General features: G+C 37.7%; 17 protein-coding genes, 1 tRNA gene and 2 pseudogenes. 19 read left to right on the plus strand and 1 reads right to left on the minus strand.

Annotated features, from left to right (window positions below; translation table 11 throughout):
- Window positions 1-871: 871 nt before the first annotated feature.
- The 11 genes and pseudogenes from IGJ42_RS03905 to IGJ42_RS03955 form a co-directional block, all read left to right on the plus strand.
- Window positions 872-1168: pseudogene (locus IGJ42_RS03905) on the plus strand (aldo/keto reductase); the annotation flags it as partial.
- Between the two features lie 238 nt (window positions 1169-1406).
- Window positions 1407-1607: a cold-shock protein gene (locus IGJ42_RS03910; protein ID WP_042890051.1), complete on the plus strand. Its 201-nt coding sequence runs from the start codon at window positions 1407-1409 to the stop codon at window positions 1605-1607.
- Window positions 1608-1677: 70 nt separating this feature from the next.
- Window positions 1678-1894 (plus strand): annotated as a pseudogene (locus IGJ42_RS03915) (hypothetical protein).
- A 501-nt stretch (window positions 1895-2395) separates the two neighbouring features.
- A complete protein-coding gene (locus tag IGJ42_RS03920) occupies window positions 2396-2623 on the plus strand; it encodes a hypothetical protein (RefSeq protein ID WP_429961096.1) in 228 nt (75 codons plus the stop codon).
- Window positions 2624-3085: 462 nt separating this feature from the next.
- A complete protein-coding gene (locus IGJ42_RS03925) occupies window positions 3086-3424 on the plus strand; it encodes a hypothetical protein (RefSeq protein WP_429961097.1) in 339 nt (112 codons plus the stop codon).
- Window positions 3390-4130, plus strand: a complete 741-nt coding sequence (locus tag IGJ42_RS03930) for a WxL domain-containing protein (RefSeq protein WP_429961098.1) — start codon at window positions 3390-3392, stop codon at window positions 4128-4130. Before IGJ42_RS03925 ends, IGJ42_RS03930 begins: the two co-directional genes overlap by 35 nt.
- 104 nt (window positions 4131-4234) lie before the next feature.
- Window positions 4235-6775, plus strand: a complete 2541-nt coding sequence (locus IGJ42_RS03935) for a WxL domain-containing protein (protein ID WP_429961099.1) — start codon at window positions 4235-4237, stop codon at window positions 6773-6775.
- Window positions 6776-7073: 298 nt separating this feature from the next.
- Complete coding sequence (locus IGJ42_RS03940) at window positions 7074-8084, plus strand: DUF916 and DUF3324 domain-containing protein (RefSeq protein WP_429961100.1); 1011 nt, start codon at window positions 7074-7076, stop codon at window positions 8082-8084.
- 338 nt (window positions 8085-8422) lie between these two features.
- Window positions 8423-8770 carry a DUF7006 family protein gene (locus tag IGJ42_RS03945; RefSeq protein ID WP_016620699.1) on the plus strand — a complete coding sequence of 116 codons (348 nt, stop codon included), beginning with the start codon at window positions 8423-8425 and terminating at the stop codon, window positions 8768-8770.
- A gap of 1050 nt (window positions 8771-9820) precedes the next feature.
- The gene (locus IGJ42_RS03950; RefSeq protein ID WP_422705371.1) at window positions 9821-10561 is read left to right on the plus strand and encodes a helix-turn-helix domain-containing protein; all 741 of its coding nucleotides are present in this window, start codon (window positions 9821-9823) and stop codon (window positions 10559-10561) included.
- Between the two features lie 13 nt (window positions 10562-10574).
- On the plus strand, window positions 10575-10970 hold the full coding sequence (locus IGJ42_RS03955) for a hypothetical protein (RefSeq protein ID WP_422705370.1): 396 nt from the start codon (window positions 10575-10577) through the stop codon (window positions 10968-10970).
- A 525-nt stretch (window positions 10971-11495) separates the two neighbouring features.
- Here the strand turns inward: IGJ42_RS03955 and IGJ42_RS03960 are convergent.
- Window positions 11496-11568, minus strand: a tRNA-Lys gene (locus tag IGJ42_RS03960).
- 78 nt (window positions 11569-11646) lie between these two features.
- On the opposite strand from IGJ42_RS03960, the gene IGJ42_RS03965 reads away from it, so the two are divergent.
- The 8 genes from IGJ42_RS03965 to IGJ42_RS04000 all read left to right on the plus strand — a co-directional run bounded on the left by IGJ42_RS03965 (window position 11647) and on the right by IGJ42_RS04000 (window position 19889).
- Window positions 11647-11883, plus strand: coding sequence for a helix-turn-helix domain-containing protein (locus tag IGJ42_RS03965; protein WP_010747603.1), 237 nt, complete (start codon window positions 11647-11649; stop codon window positions 11881-11883).
- Between the two features lie 60 nt (window positions 11884-11943).
- Window positions 11944-13131 (plus strand): tyrosine-type recombinase/integrase, encoded by a 1188-nt coding sequence (locus IGJ42_RS03970; protein ID WP_223347065.1) that lies wholly within the window; start codon window positions 11944-11946, stop codon window positions 13129-13131.
- 494 nt (window positions 13132-13625) lie between these two features.
- The gene (locus tag IGJ42_RS03975; protein WP_034872437.1) at window positions 13626-14192 is read left to right on the plus strand and encodes a DUF1836 domain-containing protein; all 567 of its coding nucleotides are present in this window, start codon (window positions 13626-13628) and stop codon (window positions 14190-14192) included.
- Window positions 14185-15045, plus strand: coding sequence for a DegV family protein (locus IGJ42_RS03980; RefSeq protein WP_005225280.1), 861 nt, complete (start codon window positions 14185-14187; stop codon window positions 15043-15045). Before IGJ42_RS03975 ends, IGJ42_RS03980 begins: the two co-directional genes overlap by 8 nt.
- Before the next feature lie 132 nt (window positions 15046-15177).
- Window positions 15178-15882 carry a response regulator YycF gene (gene yycF, locus IGJ42_RS03985; protein WP_010747607.1) on the plus strand — a complete coding sequence of 235 codons (705 nt, stop codon included), beginning with the start codon at window positions 15178-15180 and terminating at the stop codon, window positions 15880-15882.
- 3 nt (window positions 15883-15885) lie between these two features.
- On the plus strand, window positions 15886-17727 hold the full coding sequence (gene walK / locus IGJ42_RS03990; RefSeq protein ID WP_008377228.1) for a cell wall metabolism sensor histidine kinase WalK: 1842 nt from the start codon (window positions 15886-15888) through the stop codon (window positions 17725-17727).
- Window positions 17724-19034 carry a YycH family regulatory protein gene (locus tag IGJ42_RS03995; protein ID WP_005237392.1) on the plus strand — a complete coding sequence of 437 codons (1311 nt, stop codon included), beginning with the start codon at window positions 17724-17726 and terminating at the stop codon, window positions 19032-19034. Before walK ends, IGJ42_RS03995 begins: the two co-directional genes overlap by 4 nt.
- Entirely contained in the window at window positions 19035-19889 is an 855-nt protein-coding gene (locus IGJ42_RS04000; RefSeq protein WP_005237391.1) for a two-component system regulatory protein YycI, read from the plus strand.
- Window positions 19890-19913: the final 24 nt, after the last annotated feature.

The following is a 19913-nucleotide window of genomic DNA, read 5'->3' on the forward strand; positions in this document are numbered from 1 at the left end:
CTATAATCAGCTAGTTAAATTATTTATACATAAGAGAGTTGCATCTAGATTTAGCTTCCTCTAAAGTAGAAAATTTTTCGATATCAATATCGTAAATAAATAACTTGAGTTGAATATTGCGCAACTCTTTCAAATTTAACACGGCAAATGAGGTGATCAAAGGCGGTCTGGATTGAAAATCATACAAACTTGTTTTTGCTTTTGACGAATATAAACGATAGTCTGAACTAAAAACTTCAACTGGGTAAAAATTAGTATTCATATTTGAACACCTACTTTCATGGTACTTATCCAGTATAGCACTTTAAAGAAGACAAAAGTAAAAACAGAAAAAACGTAAGGGATTCCTAAGTATTATTTATGCACCGCTGCTTGATCAATTAATACTATTTCTACACCTTGACACGTTAATATATCAGTGATTTGCTGATTTTAGATATACAAAAGACAAATAATCATAATTAGTACAGTGGCGTATATTGCTTGCAAAAAAAGATTTTATAACGTAGGCTGAGTAAGCAACATGCATTAATCTAAGAAGAGTACTGGCACAGAAAACTTGGGGAAGTTTTTCTGGACTGCGCCTAGTACTCTTCGTTTTTTTATTTTAGCATTATTTAAGCATAATGAATATTAAAATATAAAAAATCGTATCTTTAAATTAGATACATATAACAATACGATGAATCGACATACTTTTTGATGGAGCAAAAACGAAAACTTACAATCTATTCTAAAGTATAAGCGTTTTATCTTGTGATAGCTTTAATATGATAGACAAATAATTTCCACAGAACACTTGCTCTGCAGCTAAGACCAGGGTTTATTATGGGAATAACAAAGAGGAGACAATTCGACGAATATCAAAAAAAGTAAAGGACGTCATGACCTATTTACCAATCCTGTATTAGCAGAAATTGGTAAGCAATATGGTAAGACTGTTGGTCAAGTTGTCTTTCGCTGGTTGATGCAAAGAGGGATTGTCGCTTTAGCAAAATCAGTTCGTCCCGAACGAATGGCTGAAAACATAGCGATTTTTGATTTTGAGCTTTCACAAGAAGACATTGAAAAAATAGCCGCTTTAGATAGGAAAAAATCTGCGTTCTTTGATCACGATGCACCCCAACAAGTAGAATGGTTTATGAATCGAATGATGGAGACTGAGTAGTATGTTATATTTGTGATAATATATCTTTAGAATTAAACCTCATATTATTAAGTTTTAATATAGAAAAACACCTTGTTTCCCAAAAAATACAATCCTATCTAATTATGTGGTATACTACTTTTAGTGATATAATTTGAAACGTATTAAGAGTGCTATACTTAATTTATACTCTCCTTTTGCTAATCAAACATTTATTGCAACAAAACGCATACGTAGAGATGCACAAGGAGGAAACAATATGAATAAAGGTACAGTAAAATGGTTTAATTCAGATAAAGGTTTTGGGTTCATTACAGGAGAAGACGGTCAAGACGTCTTTGCTCATTTTTCAGCAATTCAAGCCGATGGATTTAAATCTTTAGATGAAGGTCAAGCAGTTACTTTTGATACTGAAGAAGGTCAACGTGGCATGCAAGCCGTTAATATCTACAAAGCATAAAAAAATGTCTTTTTAACCCGTCTCAACATGTTTGAGGCGGGTTTTTTCATACTTTAAAGGAGGGCAAAGAATGAGTTTTTCACAATGGAAACCACAAGAACCTTCAGTAGAAGGACGAGAATTTCATAAAGATCAACATGTCTTGTTTATATATAGAAAAAAACAAGTAGTTGGAACAATTATAAAGCTACTAGGAAACTCTGCAGTTGTCACCTTATCGACTGCAGCAGTGACTGATACCTCAGAAAAAAACAGTCATAAATTATAAACAATTGCTAAGCATTTAAACTGATTCTATAGATTTTTAATACCTTAGTCACGATAAATTAGTATTGTTTTCTACATGAATCACTTGCATAAATGCATTTTATAGAATAAAGTGTTAGATAACGTGCATAAATGTTTGAAGAGATTCTAGAATGACTACTCGGGGAAATATTTCAGACTTTATCATAAAGATAGAGTAGTAGCAATATAGAGTTTAGGTTTTTAATAAATTCACAACTGAAAATGGGACCTTTTGAAAGTTTGTGTATGCATGTTTAATGTGTTACAAACGATTGTAATTCCCTTTTTTAGTTTACATAAGAATTATTGGCTTTATAATTTATGAAACTGTTGGATCAGAACTGATTCTTCAAACCCATTTCTATTAACTAATTTTGTAGATATTTGTGTGAGTTTAAGGATATACAGCGTTTTATTTTTGATTTTAATCACCTTCTAAAAGAATTTACTTTCTTTTAGAAGGTGATTATTTCATCTGCCAACAGACTCGAACTCGTGCAATGCAGCAGTTTGGCGCAAAGCACACGTTGACCTTTTTGCCGTTACAACATCTGATACAAGAAATGTTAAATGCCGATCATATTGATTTGATTGTCACAAACTATAATCGGTACTTCTTAGACTATATTATTGAAATTGATTACTTGTTATTAAAAACTGTCCCAGATGAGCATGACTGGCGGAATCTGGAAAGAAAAATTGATCCGTATCGAAAAGCATTTCTCTAATCTCCGTACACTCGTTAAAGGTATTAACAAGTGTTTTTTTTCATTTATTTCATCTTCATATGAAAATATTGATTCCAATTTGACCAAAAAATCATGTAACCTTAATCATGTAAGAAAAAGGTATGCATACAAACTTACAGACAAAAGTATCAAAAACCTTCGTTTTTTAGAATAAACATATGTTATGTATTCTCTAAAATAGAAAACCTAATCTGATAACTTTTCTAAGACATTCGATCGGATCGGATGTCTTTTTTGTTCCTCTCTCAAAATCGAAGAATTATGAGACAAATCAGTTGTTATACAAGAAAATTAAAAAGTTGAAACAGGTCGAATAATTAGTTTAACGAGTGTGTATGTCTCTAAAGAAAAACCTGATCCAACACCAACGAAATATGGGGAAACGTAGAATTTTAAAGCGGTTGATACTATTTTCACAAGTTCAAAAAGGGGTGATTATATGTGCAATTATTAAAGAGGAAATGTATTTGGTTTTGTTTGTTAGCATTGTGGATTTTTGTCCCAACTGTTTCTGCCCAAACGGTTCAATCGAATAGTTCGATTACCTTTCAAAATATCATTCAAGACGAAATACAGCCGGAGCCACCAAAAGGAGATCAGGCAGACATTCAAGAAATCCCCGCATACAAAAAGCCAGAAAGGCTTCCCCAGTTAATGGCTATAACAGAAACACATATTGTGTTTCTAGGAAGCATCTTGTTGATCGTTTTTGTCCTATTAAAGAAAAGGAAAGAAGGAAAAAGAAGTGAAAAAGAAGTATTTAGCACTTGGATTACTTAGCAGCCTGTTGTTTGGAAATGTTGTTACAGCTTCAGCCGAACAAATTACAAGAAATGCAGAAACAGAAGGAGAAGTAACTCTTTCGATAGTTGATGATGTTGACACGGTCGATCCAGATCCAGACCCAGGTCCAGACCCAGGTCCTGGAATTATCATTCCCCCAGTACAAATCGGGGAGTTTTCCATAACATACGTGCCTACTTTAAATTTTGGGATGCATGATAACGTTCATTCAACAGGTTTGTTAAAATTTGAGGCCCTGGCAGAGTCCTTTGAAGTGAATGATGAGTCTGGGGAAGAAGTTTTGCGTCCACATTTTGCTCAGATTCGTGATACCCGTGATGTATCAACAGGATGGACATTGAGAGTTGAACAAGCAACACCATTTACCAATGATAATAATGTGCAATTGAATGGTGCATCCATTACGTTTAGTAACCCAAGACTTTCTCAAGCCTGGGATTCCGAGGTTGCTATTCACTCAAATCCTGTCACTATTTCGGCGGAACATGGCAGCCAAATTCTTATGGGTGCAGAAGTGCTTAACGGGCGTGGATGGAATTCGATTACCTGGGGAACGTTAAATGGTGAGGTGAATCCGAATATTGTTTTAGAAATTCCAGGGGAACGAGCAAACGGCCAATTCACAAGTGAATTGAACTGGAGTCTAAGCAATGTCCCTTCTTCGCTGGCCCCTGTTATTTAAGAACAACAAAAACGTATTGGTAGAATATTGTTGGTCTCTTTTATATGAATGAGATCAACAATATTTGTAAGAAGATTATTTCGTTGAAATATGAGGAGAAGAAAATGAAGAAATTCATAGTTTTGATAGCGATATTTTCTTTAATCAGTCATTCATCCCCAATGCTAACTTTTGCTCAAACAGTATCTATAGACGAAGTCTATGAGGAAACTAGCGATTCTTTCGTGGAAGATAGCGTTGAGGAAAGCAGTGATCATAATGAGGAAGATGAGATTCAATCAAGTGATAAAGTGGCAAGAGATGACGCGGTTTCTCCCAGTGATAGTGGTAGGAATACTTCAGAAAACAAGCAAGAAGAGAATGTGGTTTCTTCTGAAACCCGTTCTTCCGAAGGTCAGTTGATCACTGGCGTATGGGGGACAGTTCCATGGAGCTATGATTTAGTATCGTCAACAATCGTTCTCAGGGGCGGAGAGGTTGGGGTGACCGGACTAGCGCCTTGGAAAACCTATACTGATGTTGAACAGATAGTTCTTGAAGATCGAGTCATCCTGGATAGTACTGCTGTAAGCTTGTTCAGTGGATTAACTCAATTGAAAAATATACAAGGGATTGAAAAGTTTGATACTGCTAAGGTAACAAATATGAACTCAATGTTTCAAGGAGCAAGTAGTATAACAGAATTAGATTTGAGTCAATGGGATATGTCCAATGTTACTAGTACTGTAGCGATAGTTGCGGAAGCTACTAGTCTTCAAAAATTAGACATCAGTTCATGGCGTACTTCCATACTGGTAGTCAATATGTTTCGTCGAGCAGAGTCACTTTCTCAACTCACTTTAGGTATCGGAACAAGAATTAACGGTACCTGGTTATCCAATATACCGGCAACGGAAACCTATACGGGGCGTTGGGTACTTCAAGATAGTTTGGCTAGTTCAACTAATTTTGTTTCATTTGCTAGTTCAACTGCATTTATGTCTGGATATAATGGTGCGAATCCTGGCGTATATGTTTGGGAAGAAACAATTGATCTTGAAGCACAAGTAAGACCCCAGACAATCCTTCTAGGAGAGGGAACCCAAGACATAGATTTAGGCAGTGCGATTCATACGGTAACGGCAGATGGTGTCTTGTTGTCTTCAGGGGAGTACGATGTTACTTACGTTGACTCATCCTCCTATCTTTATATAGGTGATCGATTTAAAGATGTGACCATTACATATCGAACGGTGCATACGTTATCTGTCCGTATTCCCATTTCCGTTCGTTGGGGCAACACAATACGTTTACGTGGAACATGGGCGAATAACTTCGAGGAGTGGCGAACAATAGCCGCTTTTACACATCACGTTGGAGAATCGGGCCCTGAACTGTCCCTATCGCCAGGACTCGGTGGGACAAATCCAACTACACCAATGATCCAACAGTTGCCAAATCAAGAGTTTGCTTCACTTCATGCATACTCAGGCTCCGCCACTATTCTTGTAAACCAAGGCCAACATTTTTTTGACTTTACGTTGTCTACTCAGCAAACACCTGCCGAAGCACAACAAGATTTTGAAAATGCGGTGGGAGAAAATGGACGTCTGCAGTTATCGGTTGGTGATATCGTCAGCGCGACGCACTTGTTTTCATCAGGAGAGGAATTTGATGGCGCCTTAGCTGGCTTCTCTAATCTAGAATGGAATGTACTTATGCAAGATGAAGCAGAAGAAAATGTAGGCACAGATCACACGAATCATAAAAATAGTGCATTTTATGAAGTGACAGCAACTAACCTAAGACCGTTAGTGATCAATCAGTTGAAGCCATTGCTGAACAATGAGGTTTGGCAATATATTTCTGAAGAGGAGTTATTGGTAGTAGCAGAAAGTTTTTTTGATTTTGACATTGCTGAAGGGTACGTTTCCATAGCGGAGATCATTGAAATGCCTGATACGAATCAGCCAGGAGATTCATCCATGGTTGTTCGAGTGCAAGAAAAGTTATCCTCTGGGCAATACGCTCAAATGGATTACACCGTTCCAGTAACAATAAGGCCGTTACAAGTCTCACCTAAAGATCCAGAGAATCCTCAAGAAGAATTGCATCCAGAGGTGATGCCAGAACTGCCAGAAAATCAAGGATTTTTAAGCATTGATTTTGTTCCTGCGATTCAGTTTGGGGATCAAGAAATATCGTATTTTGCACCGGAAACACTATACGCCGAACCATTAAGAACAACAGCAAATGAAACACGTGCAAATTTTGTGCAGGTTTCTGATAGACGTGGAAGAAATCAAAGTGATGGGTGGCGCTTATCTGTGAAACAACGAGAACAGTTTAAGAATAGCGAAACAGGGCATGTTTTAGCTGGCGCTTCTTTGCAGTTTCATCATATTCAAGCAATAGCAGCATCCGGTCAAGAAAATCAGCCTACCCATTCAGAACAACTCTCGCTCCTTCCGGGTGTTTCATCTACTGTCGCTCAGGCACAAGCAGGATCGGGATTAGAAACTTGGCTATTTGCCTTTGGTACAACAGACCAAGCGGCTGAGAGTGTTGTACTGCACTTAGCGTCCGAACAGGAACGTCAAACTGGAACATATGAAACCACCTTGGAGTGGATTCTTCAATCGGTCCCTGATAATGTCATTCAATGATAGAAATCAACTGGATGCGTACTTCATCAGATGTTCAAACAGCCTAACATCCAATAGGAAATCATTTTGGTTGTTAGGCTATTTTTCTGTTTGGCCATTTGCGAGGATTACAAGCGAGAGGAATCTGGCGGTACTGCTCCTCATTAGTAATCATGATGGTCAATTTGTGCATCGTCCCATGCACAAATCGAGCGTATATGATTCATGAATTTTGCTATGCTGGGTAGGAATTAGGCACTAATGGTAGTAGCAAAAGAAATGAAGGCAATCCCCGTGGAATATAGAGAGGAAGATCGTTATGAATAAAATACTATTTGACAGTAAGAAAACTATGATGTACATAGTGGTAATTTTTATATTGACCCTGTTTTTTTGCCCAGTTGCTTTTGCTGATCAATCTGCTGGTTTTTCAGTTAGACCGATTCTGGGTGAAAATCAAGTGAATTCTGAGGTAGGCTATTTTGATCTGAATCTTGAGCCTGCAGAAAGCCAGACGTTATCTTTGGAGTTACGAAATATGTCTGATGAAGCGATCAACTTATCAATATCCGTACATACAGCTTTTACAAATGTGAGTGGTGTAGTGGAATATGGTAGCGATGCCGATGTCCCAGATGACACCCTACCATTTTTTTTGGCTGATTATATTCAAGGAGATGGCAAGATTACTCTTAGTGAAGGGGAGACGAAACAAGTAGATCTCTTATTGACCTTACCAGAAGATAAACCATTTGAAGGTGTTCTAGCAGCAGGAATTCGCGTGGAAGAAATCAAAGATAGCGAGTACTTGTCAGAAGAATCAATGGCTATTGAGAACACACTGTCTTATGTCATGGGCCTCGTTGTATCGAATAGGCGGGAGCAACTTTCTCCCGAGCTAGATCTCTTAGCTGTCTATGCGGATCAATTAAACTTTAGAAATGTGTTCAGTGCTCAGATCCAGAATCAATCGGGGACGTTTGTTAATCAGATAGAGGTTATTGCCTCAATTTATAATGAAGATCAAACAGAACGCCTCTATTCTACAGAGGCATCAGGAATGCAAATGGCGCCGCACTCCAATTTTGCCTTTCCAATTCCTTTGAATGGTGAGTCATTTGTCCCAGGAACTTATGTTCTTCATCTACAAGCAAATTCAGGAGAATTAGAGTGGGAGTGGACGAGGTCATTTGTGGTAGATGATCAGACGTCTAAGGAATTTAATCGACAAGATATAACTATTTCTAGTCCAAATAATTACTGGTTATTTATCTCTATTTTTCTTGTTATACTCTTACTCTTAGTGTTTTTTATAAGAATAAGAAGGTAACTTAAGAAGATTGCATAGTGATAGGAGACCAAATAAGTAAATTCTTTAACAAAAAAAATTAATCCATAAGCATACAGTAAACAATCGTTACAGTTGCTTAAGCTACTTTAAGTCAACTAAGATGATAGGTGAGAGGTTCTGACTAAGTTTCAGTGTTATTTTACATGTCTAAGGGTATATGATATCCACCTGATTACTGTACGAAAAAAATATTTTTAGTCTTGTATAGTTTCTTTAAAAGGATACAGACCATAAGGATGGCAGTGAAAAGAATTAAAATAATGCGTAGCTAGAATGTACCAAATATAACATTTAAATGTTTGGAAAGGAAAATAAACATGCTTCTATTCACAACAGAAAAAGATTATACTAACTATTTCTGGCAAGAATTGGATGAGTCTCGCAGAGATACAGAAGAAATTCGAGAGTATATCAATAAACAGATAGTTAGACTGATAGAGCTGACTGATAATATATCAAAAACAACATTTTGGCAAGATCTTCCAGAAATACTGGGGATTGATGCAAAGTTGAATCTTTTAGTGGAATTGTGTAAAATTCAAGAATTTTCAAGTAATGAAATCATTCGAATCACCGAGAATGATTATCGAACCTATTTCAAAGAGTTATGTGGCCATAATTTAAGCATGAAAACGGAAAATTCAATGATATTTAATATCTCTTGATATCAGTAGAAAGAGGAAATAATTATTTTCTTGAAAGTTAGTGGTGGAAGAATATGAAATGTAGACTAAGAACATTATAAAATGGGACTTTGCTTAGCGTGGACTCAAAATTTTATATTTCTTGATTTCATAAAGCATAAACAAGGACTTTACAATTAATGCAGGAATAGCTTTTTCAGTAAGGGAAAGATTTTCCTAGATATGTAATAATGAGTAGATTTAATTTTAATACATGATTTAAAAAAACTTAGTCAGTAAAGATTGATAAGTTGTGCAAAATAAAATCTGTGTCAGATTGAACATCAATCTGGCCCAGATTTTTTGCTTTCCCACATTGAACAATTGATGATCAAAAAAGGGCCTGGTTCTCAATTACTCATATGATTCAAATCCGTAGGAAACTAGTAATATTTCCTTTGTATGGGTATTCTTATCTATTATTTTTCTATTGGAATAAGGATAAATCATCGCATTAGTGATGACTTTTTCTTATTAGGTTAAAAAATTTTGAAGGTTTACTCGAAAACCGCCATATAAAGTTTAAAGAAGTTCAATAAATAAGTAAAAAGAAAAAATTAGGATCTGTGTCTCCAAAGGCATCAATTAACACTTATAAAGTGGAGGTTAGGCGTTCGAAAAAATTAGGTGACATTTTGATTATTAAAAAGTATTTTGGCAGGACTTCGTGAGAAGATATGAAGTTTTGTTATTTATATTAAATAGTTATTTTTAATTCGTTTATAGAGTTTTTTATCGGTGTTATTTCTTAATAAGTGATATATTTTACTGAAAATTGGATTGTATATTGAATCGATTAAAAAGAAAAATTATATGCTGATAATTTAGCATTGATGGATTGAAATATTTAGAAGTGATAATAATAATTTGTAATTTGAATCAATAATTTTGCGTTTTTAATCATCATTATTTGAAAGCGTTTTATTAATTTATTTTTTATGATAAAAGTGAATTAAGAAGTTGATGAACACGTACAGAATATGTCAACTTTTACAAATAAAGTGAGTAGCATAATGTAGAAGGGTGAAAAGAATGATAGAAATCAAAAACATCTATTATACAAATGGTAATAACTATTCTCCAAATGATCATTGCGAAAATGGTTGGGCTATCCTGTTGACGAAGAAAGGACTGTACATGGAGAAATCTGAGGTGGGAATAATTCTGATAGAATCTCATATGATTTTTCAATATCTTTCGCAGAGCCTATTGAATCAAATCATTATTGTCGAGTTGAATTTGTTCTGCGAGCCTTCTTCAAACTATATTAAAAAGATTGATCTGATAATCAATCAAGAGTTATCTAGCTTAATTCAATTACTTTTTACAAGGTTTGAAACGAGAGATCGAACGTATGTAGTGAATCCCGCTATCGAAATGATAATAAGAAAGACATTTAGATTGAATCTTTCAACGCTGAAAGAATACTTTGAAATATTTAAATTAATAGCATTTATACAAGAGAATTTATCTGGAAATTTGACCGTTAGTGACTTGGCGGAGTTTATGCATATGTCTAAACCAACTTTAAATCGATTTTGTATGAATAAAATAAATAAAGTGCCTCAGGATTTAATTAATGATATCAAAATTACGTTGGCGAAAAATTTGTTGGAATCGACAGATGAAAAAATTTTTGAGATTGGCGAGAAAACTGGTTTCTTTAACGCTAGTGCATTTACTATTTTTTTTAAAAGGGAAACTGGGGTATCTCCAAAAGAATATAGACAAAATTATTTTAATTCTTGGAAAGAGCATAGCTTAACTATTTAGAGGTGAAAGTGATATGGGAAGTAGAGAAATAGAAGCTCGTATAATAGAAATCATGGATGAGATTGTTACTTTATCAAAAGAATATGTTTTGTTAAAGAATCATAGATTTGACTACGACAAGAAAGTTTCGCAGGAGAGAGTTTATGAAGAATATTTAAGAGAGAATGATTACCAAAAATATAAGAATAATTATGACATTATTTCGTTATATATAGCTTCTTTTTTAAAAGAAAAAGGTATTCCAACTAGATCTAAAACTATTTATGAATACTTGGTGAAAGAAAAGCTAGTATCTATATCTTATAGTAATTTGCAAAGCAACTATCTTAAGAGGATGCACGATGATGCTCAGATTAATGTTGAGCGAGCATATAGGGGATATTATCAATATAGAAGAAAATCAAAATGAACGATAAATTTATCTAGTGGTGTCTTTAGTCACTAACAATTAATTGAAGATAGGGGGCATACTATTCTTTTAGAATCACTAGTCTTTGTGTTTTGGATCATCTACTTTTCAATATGTGTCATTCTAGCCTGTACTTATATATCTTCTGAAAAAAATTTGGTAAAACTATTTTAGAAAGGAACGCTTTCGTTCTTTTATTGCTCATTGATAACAGAATAGCCCATTTTCTAAATTCTTTTCAGTGATTAAGTAGCAGGCAACTTTTGGCGCCAAGATCTCTTAGATTTGAAGGAGCGATAGATCAAAAGTTGTGACTAAAGCATGGAAACTTTAGGCAAAGAGATAATTGTTGAAGATAATGATACTCACGTAAGCGTCCCGCTGATGAACAGGGGGAGGAGGAGACTCCTGTGTACCTTTTCCAAGGTGGTTTAGAAAATGTTTTAAATAAAAAAAGGAACAGCATAAATGTTTTCGAAATGCTTTCGCACCAACATTTACCTGTTCCGTGGGTTTGGCACCCAATGGGCCATGAAGGACTCGAACCTTCGACACCTTGATTAAGAGTCAAGTGCTCTACCAACTAAGCTAATGGCCCAAAATTTATTACTTTGATATAGTATCACTATTTTAAAATGTTGGCAACAATAATCTATGGTTTTTTTAGGAGGTAAAAATGGATCGAAACATTTATGACGTCATGTTTGAGAACTATAAAGATCTGGTTGGAATAAATGAATTGAGAGAAATGTTAGGAGGGATAGGTAGAAATAAAGCTTATGGGTTACTAAAAGCGAACAAGATAAAACATGTCAAGATAGGCAGCAACTACAAGATTCCTAAAAAGTGTGTGATCGAATACTTACAAGATGCCCAAAATGTGGCAGATGAGCATACGCAGGCTATGGTATAATACAGGTGTTAGAATTGCGTTTTCCATAGCTTGCTTTTTTCAGTTTTAGGAGGATTTGAATTGAAATTACGAGCGAATATTGTAGAAAAAAGAGGAACTCTCCAAGTTGTTGTAACAATAAAAGATGATTTTGGAAAAACTTCTCAACGATGGAGAGATACCAAACTAAAAAAGAAAGGAAATAAGAAAAGAGCTGAAAGAATAAAAGACCAATTTATATCTGAGATTGAGCAAGAAATTGCTATGAAACAAGAGGATTATCTTGTTTTAAAACAGGAAAGAACCGAAACACCTTTTGTCGATTACCTATATAGTTATCTTGAAACTGCTAAACCACAACTGTCTAAAACGTCTTACTTTAGTTATAAACGTTACATCGATATCAGGATAAAGGATTATTTTGGACCAAGTGGAATTATGTTATCTGATTTAAAACCGGTCCACTTGCAAAGGTTCTATCAAAAAATATTAGACGATGGGTGCACTGGAAATACTGCTCTACACTATCACGCCTTTATTAGAAAAGCTTTACAGGAAGCTTTTATGACAGAACAGATAGATAAAAATATTGCTGACCGTGTACGTAGACCAAAAAAGGACTCCTTCGTGCCAAACTTTTACACAAAGGATGATGTGCTAAAACTACTTCAAATATTCAAAGGTGAGAAGCTCTATCCAATAATTCTATTAACAGTATTTTATGGATTTAGGAGAAGTGAAGTTTTAGGGCTTAAATGGGATGCGATTGATTTTGTGAATAAGACGATTACCATTAAACATGTAGTTTTGGAAAATAAAGAAGACTTAACAACTGTTCTTAAAGAAGACAGAACTAAAAATGCTTCCAGCTATCGTTCTGTTCCTTTAATAGAAACAGTTGAAGAGGAGTTGGTGAAATTAGCTAGGTGGAAGGAAAAAAATAAAAAGCTTTTCGGAGCTGAATATAATTACGAAGACGACGATTACCTCTTTACCATGGAAAATGGCAATATCATAAGACCAGATTTCGTTTCCAAACGATTTGCGAAGGTAATCAAGAGAAACAATATAAAAAGGATACGATTCCACGATTTGAGACACACAACCGCTTCTATAATGATTGGAAATGGTGAGCACATGAAGAAGGTTCAAGAGTGGCTTGGTCATGCCTCTTATACGACAACTGCTAACCTTTACGCACACCTTGATCCAAGCTTTAAATATGCTTCTGCAGAAAATTTAGCTAATACATTTGGATTCAAAAAATAAATAACAAAAAAGACTTGATCAAAATTGAATGGCAAGTCTTTGAACGATTACTATTAAAAAAAATCTGTCATTTTGTTGGCAAATTGTTGGCAATAAAATGGCTTGAAGATTATCAACTAAGTAAATCTCATTAAAACCTCTACATATCAACTTTTATAAACATACCTCTACACAAGAGGGCAGGTGATTAAGAGTCAGCTGCTCTACCAACTGAGCTAACGGCCCGTACCAAAAGTACTTCATTATCTTAGCACTCCGGTGTTTAAAAATCAATCATTCTTTTGAAAAAAATGTGCGCTTTTTTCAGTTGGAAAACAGGGGTTATCTTAAAAAAACACCATTCGTTCCCCAATTTCAAATGATAGGAAATTCTTAAAAGATTGATCAGATTGCTTTAAAAACTCAGAAAACCGTGATAAAATGTATCTAGTTATCGAAACTAGATGATCAGTTTGTGATAATCTAACCTTCTGTTAGTCAAAATGGAGGATGACATGGAAAAATTACAATCGGACATGAAAACATGGGGTGAATCGCTGCTGGAATTCCATCTGCCTAGGTGGGAAGAGTTGCCAACCCTGGAACTGTATATGGATCAGGTAATCACTTTGATTGACCAATATTTATCACCTGTGATCCAAACAGAAAAACATCCGCTATTGACCTCTTCTATGGTCAATAATTATGTCAAAAAAGGGATGATCCCCGCACCAGAAAAAAAACGTTACAACCAAAAGCATCTCGCATTTTTGATCGCGATCACGATGCTGAAGCAAGTGTTGACAATTCCAGAAATAAAGACAGGCATCCTTTTTCAAGGGAAAGCTGTCGGAATCAGAAATGCCTATAATGTATTTTGTGAAGAACAAGAAAAAGCAATTCATCTTGTTGGCAAAGAAGCAATGGGAGAGCCCGAGCAAATGGCATCGGAACCAATCCCGATTGAATTAGTGGCCATGAAAGGTGCAACGCGTTCCTTTGCTAATAAATTGTTGGCAGAAAAAACCATCGAATTAGAAGTCATTTATTTAGAAACACATAAAGGAGAAGCCCATGAATAAAGAGAAAATTGCCCTATTAGTTGATTCAGGTACCGATGTTCCCGCACAGATCATGGAGCAATACGGCATGTATATGCTGCCATTGCAAATTATTTACAAGGATCGGACCTATACCGATAAAGTTGATATTACTGCCGAAGAAATTTACGAACGTTTGCCGCAAGAGATTCCTAGTACTTCATTACCTGATGGCGCGGCGATCGGGGAAATCTTTGATCGGATCAAAGCCGATGGGTATGAAAAAGTCTTTGCTGTAACCATCTCCAGCGGATTGAGTGGAACGTTTAATGTTGTTCGCCTGTTAGGTGAACAACGGACGGATCTTGAGGTTTTCGTGCTTGATACGAAAAATATCGGAATCGGTGCAGGGCTGCAAGCGATTCGTGCAGCAGAACTGTTAGAAAAAGGCGTGACTTGGGAAGAACTGCGGGCACAATTAACGAATGAAGTGCCGAAAAACAAAGTCTTTTTCAACGTAGCTACCTTAGAGTATTTACAAAAAGGCGGCCGCATCGGTCTGGTCGCATCCATCTTAGGCAATGCCTTGAAATTGAATCCAATTATCTCTTGTAATGAAGAAGGGATCTACTATACGGTCGCAAAATCTCGTGGACGGAAGAAAAGCTTGGACAAAACCGTTGACTTGATCAAGCAATTCATCGGTGATCATCGCCATGTGCGTTTAGCTGTGGCGCAAGGTGATGCACTGCAAGAAGCCAAAGAAATGAAAGCACGATTAGAAGCCGAATTTCCTAAGGTCAAAGAAATCTTATTTGGACAAATTTCTCCCGCATTAGTCGTCCACACGGGTCCTGGGTTGTTAGGGATCGGTATCCAGCTTTTAGAAGAGTAAAAAAGAAAGGCCCCGTGCCTTTCTTTTTTTGTGCTTTCCTTAAGAATAAGGCCGCGGTTTTTGGGAAAGATGAAAAGCCCGTTTAAATAATGTATAATAAGTAAGAAACCAAAAAAAATTGAGGTGACATTTTTGAAAAAGATCCTAGTCGTGGACGATGAGAAACCAATTTCTGATATCGTCAAATTTAATTTAACCAAAGAAGGATATGAAGTATATACCGCCTATGATGGAGAAGAGGCATTAGAAAAAGTAGCCGAGGTCGATCCTGATCTGATTTTGCTTGATTTGATGCTACCAAAAATGGATGGATTGGAAGTTGCACGGGAAGTGCGCAAAACCCATGACATGCCGATCATCATGGTCACAGCCAAAGATTCTGAAATCGATAAAGTACTAGGCCTTGAGCTTGGTGCGGACGATTATGTAACCAAACCATTTTCAAACCGGGAATTGGTGGCCCGCGTCAAAGCCAATCTGCGTCGCGGCTCGGCAGCTGCGAAGGAAGCAGACGACAATGCCAACAGCGAATTAACGATTGGTGATTTAACGATTCATCCCGATGCCTACATGGTCACTAAAAATGGTGCAGCCATCGAATTGACGCACCGGGAGTTTGAATTGATGCACTACTTGGCAAAACATCTTGGTCAAGTGATGACCCGAGAACATTTATTGCAAACTGTCTGGGGCTATGACTACTTTGGTGATGTCCGAACCGTTGACGTGACGGTGCGCCGTTTGCGTGAAAAAATCGAAGACAGCCCGAGCCATCCAAACTATTTGGTTACTCGTCGCGGAGTGGGCTATTACTTGCGGAACCCAGAACAGGAATAAGCTATGAAAAATAAGGTTCGCTTTTTTCAATCGGTGAACTTCAAAATCGCCCTGACTTTTATCTTGATCTTATTGATTGCGATCCAGATTATCGGGGCGTATTTTATTCGCGAATTGGAAAGAACAACGGTCGATGCCTTCAAACGCGACATGGAGGCACGGGCCAGCACGTTAGTGGTGACATTAGGCTCTGAATTGAGTCGCATGGATAATGATGACGGATTGGATTGGGATTCCATGAATGCTTCCTTGAATCGAATCTTAACGAGTACCAACTCTTCAGAAATTTTGGAGATGCGGGTGGTGGATGAGCAAGGGATTATTCGTGCAACCACCAATATCAATGATCGTGGCTCGGTGGGTGAAAAAAATGATTACCGTGATTACGATACGAACCGCAGTGAAGTCCTTTATGATGAATCCAGCGGTCAGCGGGTGTTCAATATCGTCCAGTCGATCCAATCACCGACTGGGGATACCGTTTTAGGAACCCTTTATTTACGGAGCAATCTAGAGTCAAAGTACAATGAAGTCAGTACGACGGCGGTCATTTTTGTTACCGCCTCGCTGATTGCGGCAGTGATTTCGATCATTGTGGCACTATTGGTCTCTCGTTCGATTACCCAACCAATTGGAGAGATGCGGGAACAAGCGATTCGCATCGCTAAAGGAGATTATAGCCGCAAGGTCGCGATTCATGGAAAAGATGAATTGGGACAATTGGCGGAAACCTTCAATCAACTAGGAGAACGAATCGAAGAGACTCAAGAGGCGATGGAGTCCGAGCGAAATCGCTTGGATAGTGTCTTATCCCACATGACAGACGGCGTTGTTGCCACCGACCGACGAGGCAAAGTCATTACCATCAATGAGATGGCGATGTCCTTGTTGAATGTCACAAACGAAGAAGCGATCGGGCAGTCGATTTTGACGTTATTGGAAATCGATGAAGAATACACGTTACGAAAGCTTTTGGAAAATCCTGAAGACATGCTTTTGGAACGTCCTAGCAATGATTTGACGGGAACAAATCTGATCTTGCGCATTGATTTCTCCATGATCCGTCGAGAGTCCGGGTTCATTTCCGGTCTAGTTGCGGTAATGCACGATGTCACGGAACAAGAAAAAAATGAGCAGGAACGGCGAGAATTTGTCTCCAACGTTTCCCATGAGTTGCGAACACCTCTAACGAGTATGCGTAGTTACATCGAAGCGCTGAGTGAGGGTGCTTGGAAAGATCCAGAAATTGCGCCGAACTTTTTGAAAGTGACTTTGGATGAAACGGATCGAATGATTCGCATGATCAATGACCTGTTGAGTCTGTCGCGGATGGATAGCGGCAATTCGCAACTGCAGTTGGAATACATCAATTTCAATGAAATGGTTAATTTCGTGTTGGATCGTTTTGACATGATGGTGACGAATGAAAGCAAAAAATATTTGATTCGTCGGGAGTTCACCAAACGAGAATTGTGGGTGGAAGTCGATACGGACAAAATGATCCAAGTGATCGACAACATCATGAATAATGCCATCAAATATTCGCCAGATGGTGGGATTATTACGGTGAAATTGATGGAGACTCATAACAACATCGTCCTTAGCATCAATGACCAAGGACTAGGAATTCCGAAAAAAGATCTCACGAAGATCTTTGATCGTTTTTATCGAGTCGATAAAGCTCGAGCCCGCCAACAAGGAGGCACCGGCTTAGGGTTGGCGATCTCACGTGAAGTCATCAAAGCTCATGGCGGTGCGATTTGGGCGGAAAGTCGAGAAAATCGCGGGTCAACATTTTACATCATGTTGCCTTATGAACCGTATGAGGAGGATTGGTGGGTATGAGAATCTCAGAAAAAATCATTCGAGCAGGTTTGATCGTGATGATCGCCTTGAGTTTTTATTTCTCCTATATGATTTGGCTAAATCCGACCGGGTTCAACAATGCCAGCACCGAAACAGATACTGGCGTCAATCCTTCGGTTCAAACCTACAAACAAAAAAGTGATTTGTTTTTGCCCCTATATCTGACATGGAATGACGAAGAGGATATCAAAGAAACCAACTCTGAAGCGGTGATTCGAGAGATCCAAGAGGTGATCAACGAGGCAACGATCAGTGATTTGACCCTGCGAACCTATGGTGAAGAACAGGCTTTTTCGAAAGCCCAAGAGGTCGATCAAGGAATATCCTTAAACTACTATACGACGTTTTACTTGAAAGATTACGAGAAAACCTTTGATAAAGAACTGTCCTTAGAGGACGAAAGTGAAACAGAGGATTTTCCGTTTTCTCGCATCCAGTTTGATCTTGAAGAAAATACGATCCAATTTGTTGACTTTACCCATCAACGAGTAGTTCGAGGCAAGATCGACTGGGATAAAAGCCAAGTAAAACACTTACTAGCAGACAATCCTCGGGAATGGACGGCAATGAGGACTGATCAAGAACGATCCAGCAATCAATACTATACGCAGGATTCGATCAAGCTAAAAAAATACAGCTACTATTCTTCGACACAGTCTCAGAGTTTGTTCCGAGAAGCCTTTTTCAGCAATCCTAAAAATGTCAAGATCAACGACGAAAGTGTCGATACCTACTATTATGAAGGTGGGCAAAACATGACTGTCTTGCAAGATCAGCAGCAAGTCAAGTTTGAAACCACCACAGACGGTTCCGATGAAATGGATCTGGCAATGTTGAGTGCGGATTACATTATTCGTCTAGGCAATAACTTTGGGACGATCCGCTATTTTGATCAACAAGACAAACACTTGGATTATCGGGTTTTCGTCGAAGGCTATCCAGTCTTTAGTACTGGCGGCCAGGGGGTGATCAGTGTCGCTTTTTCAGAAAGTGGTCAGACCGGCAGTCGTGAAATGACGATTTCTGCCAGCTTGAATGCGATCCAAGTGCCGATTCCTTCTGAAACGGAGATTGAATTGCCTTCTAGTTTGTCAGTCAAAAATGATTTGATTGCGGCAGGGGCTGACCCAGCGTTGTTGCAACAGATCATCGTCGGCTATCAATGGGGGGAGATCAAAGATGCACCACTGGTTGATTTGACACCTGCTTGGTATGTCAATTATGACTCGTCTTGGATTAGCTATGATGCATTAATGACAAAATTAGCAGAAACGGAGGAGAATTAATTGGATTTTAAACGAATCGAATGGATTTTTTTCCTCGCTTTTCTTGGTCTGAATGTCTTTTTATTCAATGTTTATAGTGAGGCTCGCAGCGAGCATCAGATGGTTTCACAATCAAACCAAACGATTCCTATCGAACAACGACTCGATTCTGAGGACATTCGGTATTCTGGTGAATTATCAGACGAGGTCTTGAGTGGCTATTATTTGAGCGGTGAACAGACGGATTTTGAGGCAGAACTACGAAATCCGCAACTCAATACTCAGTTCAAAAGAGGGTCGACGGTCAAAGGGCAGCAGTTGATCCATGTCTCAACCAATGGCTTTTATATCAGTGATGATTCTCAAACGGAAGAAACCGTCAATGGTTTCTTGCAACGTAAAGACCAAGTCCTGTTTGGGGATGAATATGACTATTTGGAAAACCTCTCTGTCTTGAACGCCAATCATCCGACGGTGGTGGCGGTCCAGTCGTATGAAGGCATTCCTTTCAATGACAGCTCAAGTCGGATCGATATCACCTTAGAACAAACGGATGATCTACTGCAGATTGCCCGTTATACGCAAACACATATCTCCAATATTACGCCTCTAAGGGAAAAGATGACGGTCTATTCAGAAAAAGAAGCAGTAAATACGCTTTATCTGAACAACAAGCTGCCAAGTCACTCGAAAATTCTCTGGACGGAATTAGCCTATACGATGATTTTGAAGGTTAGGGAAAAAAATGTGTATATTCCTGCATGGTTTATTGCTTTCCAATTAGATGGCGATGACACCATCCAAATCGAAACGGTCAATGCCTTTAGCAATCGGATCATCACGAATAATGCCGTTCAAAAGGTAGAAAATCCATAAAAAAGCGGGTATAATGGAACTCGT

Source organism: Enterococcus sp. DIV1067f (genome assembly GCF_050543505.1).
GTDB classification, from domain to species: domain Bacteria; phylum Bacillota; class Bacilli; order Lactobacillales; family Enterococcaceae; genus Enterococcus_D; species Enterococcus_D entomosocium.

Coding starts and splice junctions, on each gene's coding strand:
- IGJ42_RS03920 (WP_429961096.1), top strand. CDS start 2,396: ATGCAGCAGTTTGGCGCAAAGCACACGTTGACCTTTTTGCCGTTACAA.
- IGJ42_RS03995 (WP_005237392.1), top strand. CDS start 17,724: ATGAGAATCTCAGAAAAAATCATTCGAGCAGGTTTGATCGTGATGATC.
- IGJ42_RS03965 (WP_010747603.1), top strand. CDS start 11,647: ATGGATCGAAACATTTATGACGTCATGTTTGAGAACTATAAAGATCTG.
- IGJ42_RS03945 (WP_016620699.1), top strand. CDS start 8,423: ATGCTTCTATTCACAACAGAAAAAGATTATACTAACTATTTCTGGCAA.
- IGJ42_RS03980 (WP_005225280.1), top strand. CDS start 14,185: ATGAATAAAGAGAAAATTGCCCTATTAGTTGATTCAGGTACCGATGTT.
- IGJ42_RS03910 (WP_042890051.1), top strand. CDS start 1,407: ATGAATAAAGGTACAGTAAAATGGTTTAATTCAGATAAAGGTTTTGGG.
- IGJ42_RS03935 (WP_429961099.1), top strand. CDS start 4,235: ATGAAGAAATTCATAGTTTTGATAGCGATATTTTCTTTAATCAGTCAT.
- walK (WP_008377228.1), top strand. CDS start 15,886: ATGAAAAATAAGGTTCGCTTTTTTCAATCGGTGAACTTCAAAATCGCC.
- IGJ42_RS03975 (WP_034872437.1), top strand. CDS start 13,626: ATGGAAAAATTACAATCGGACATGAAAACATGGGGTGAATCGCTGCTG.
- IGJ42_RS03940 (WP_429961100.1), top strand. CDS start 7,074: ATGAATAAAATACTATTTGACAGTAAGAAAACTATGATGTACATAGTG.
- IGJ42_RS03955 (WP_422705370.1), top strand. CDS start 10,575: ATGGGAAGTAGAGAAATAGAAGCTCGTATAATAGAAATCATGGATGAG.
- IGJ42_RS03950 (WP_422705371.1), top strand. CDS start 9,821: ATGATAGAAATCAAAAACATCTATTATACAAATGGTAATAACTATTCT.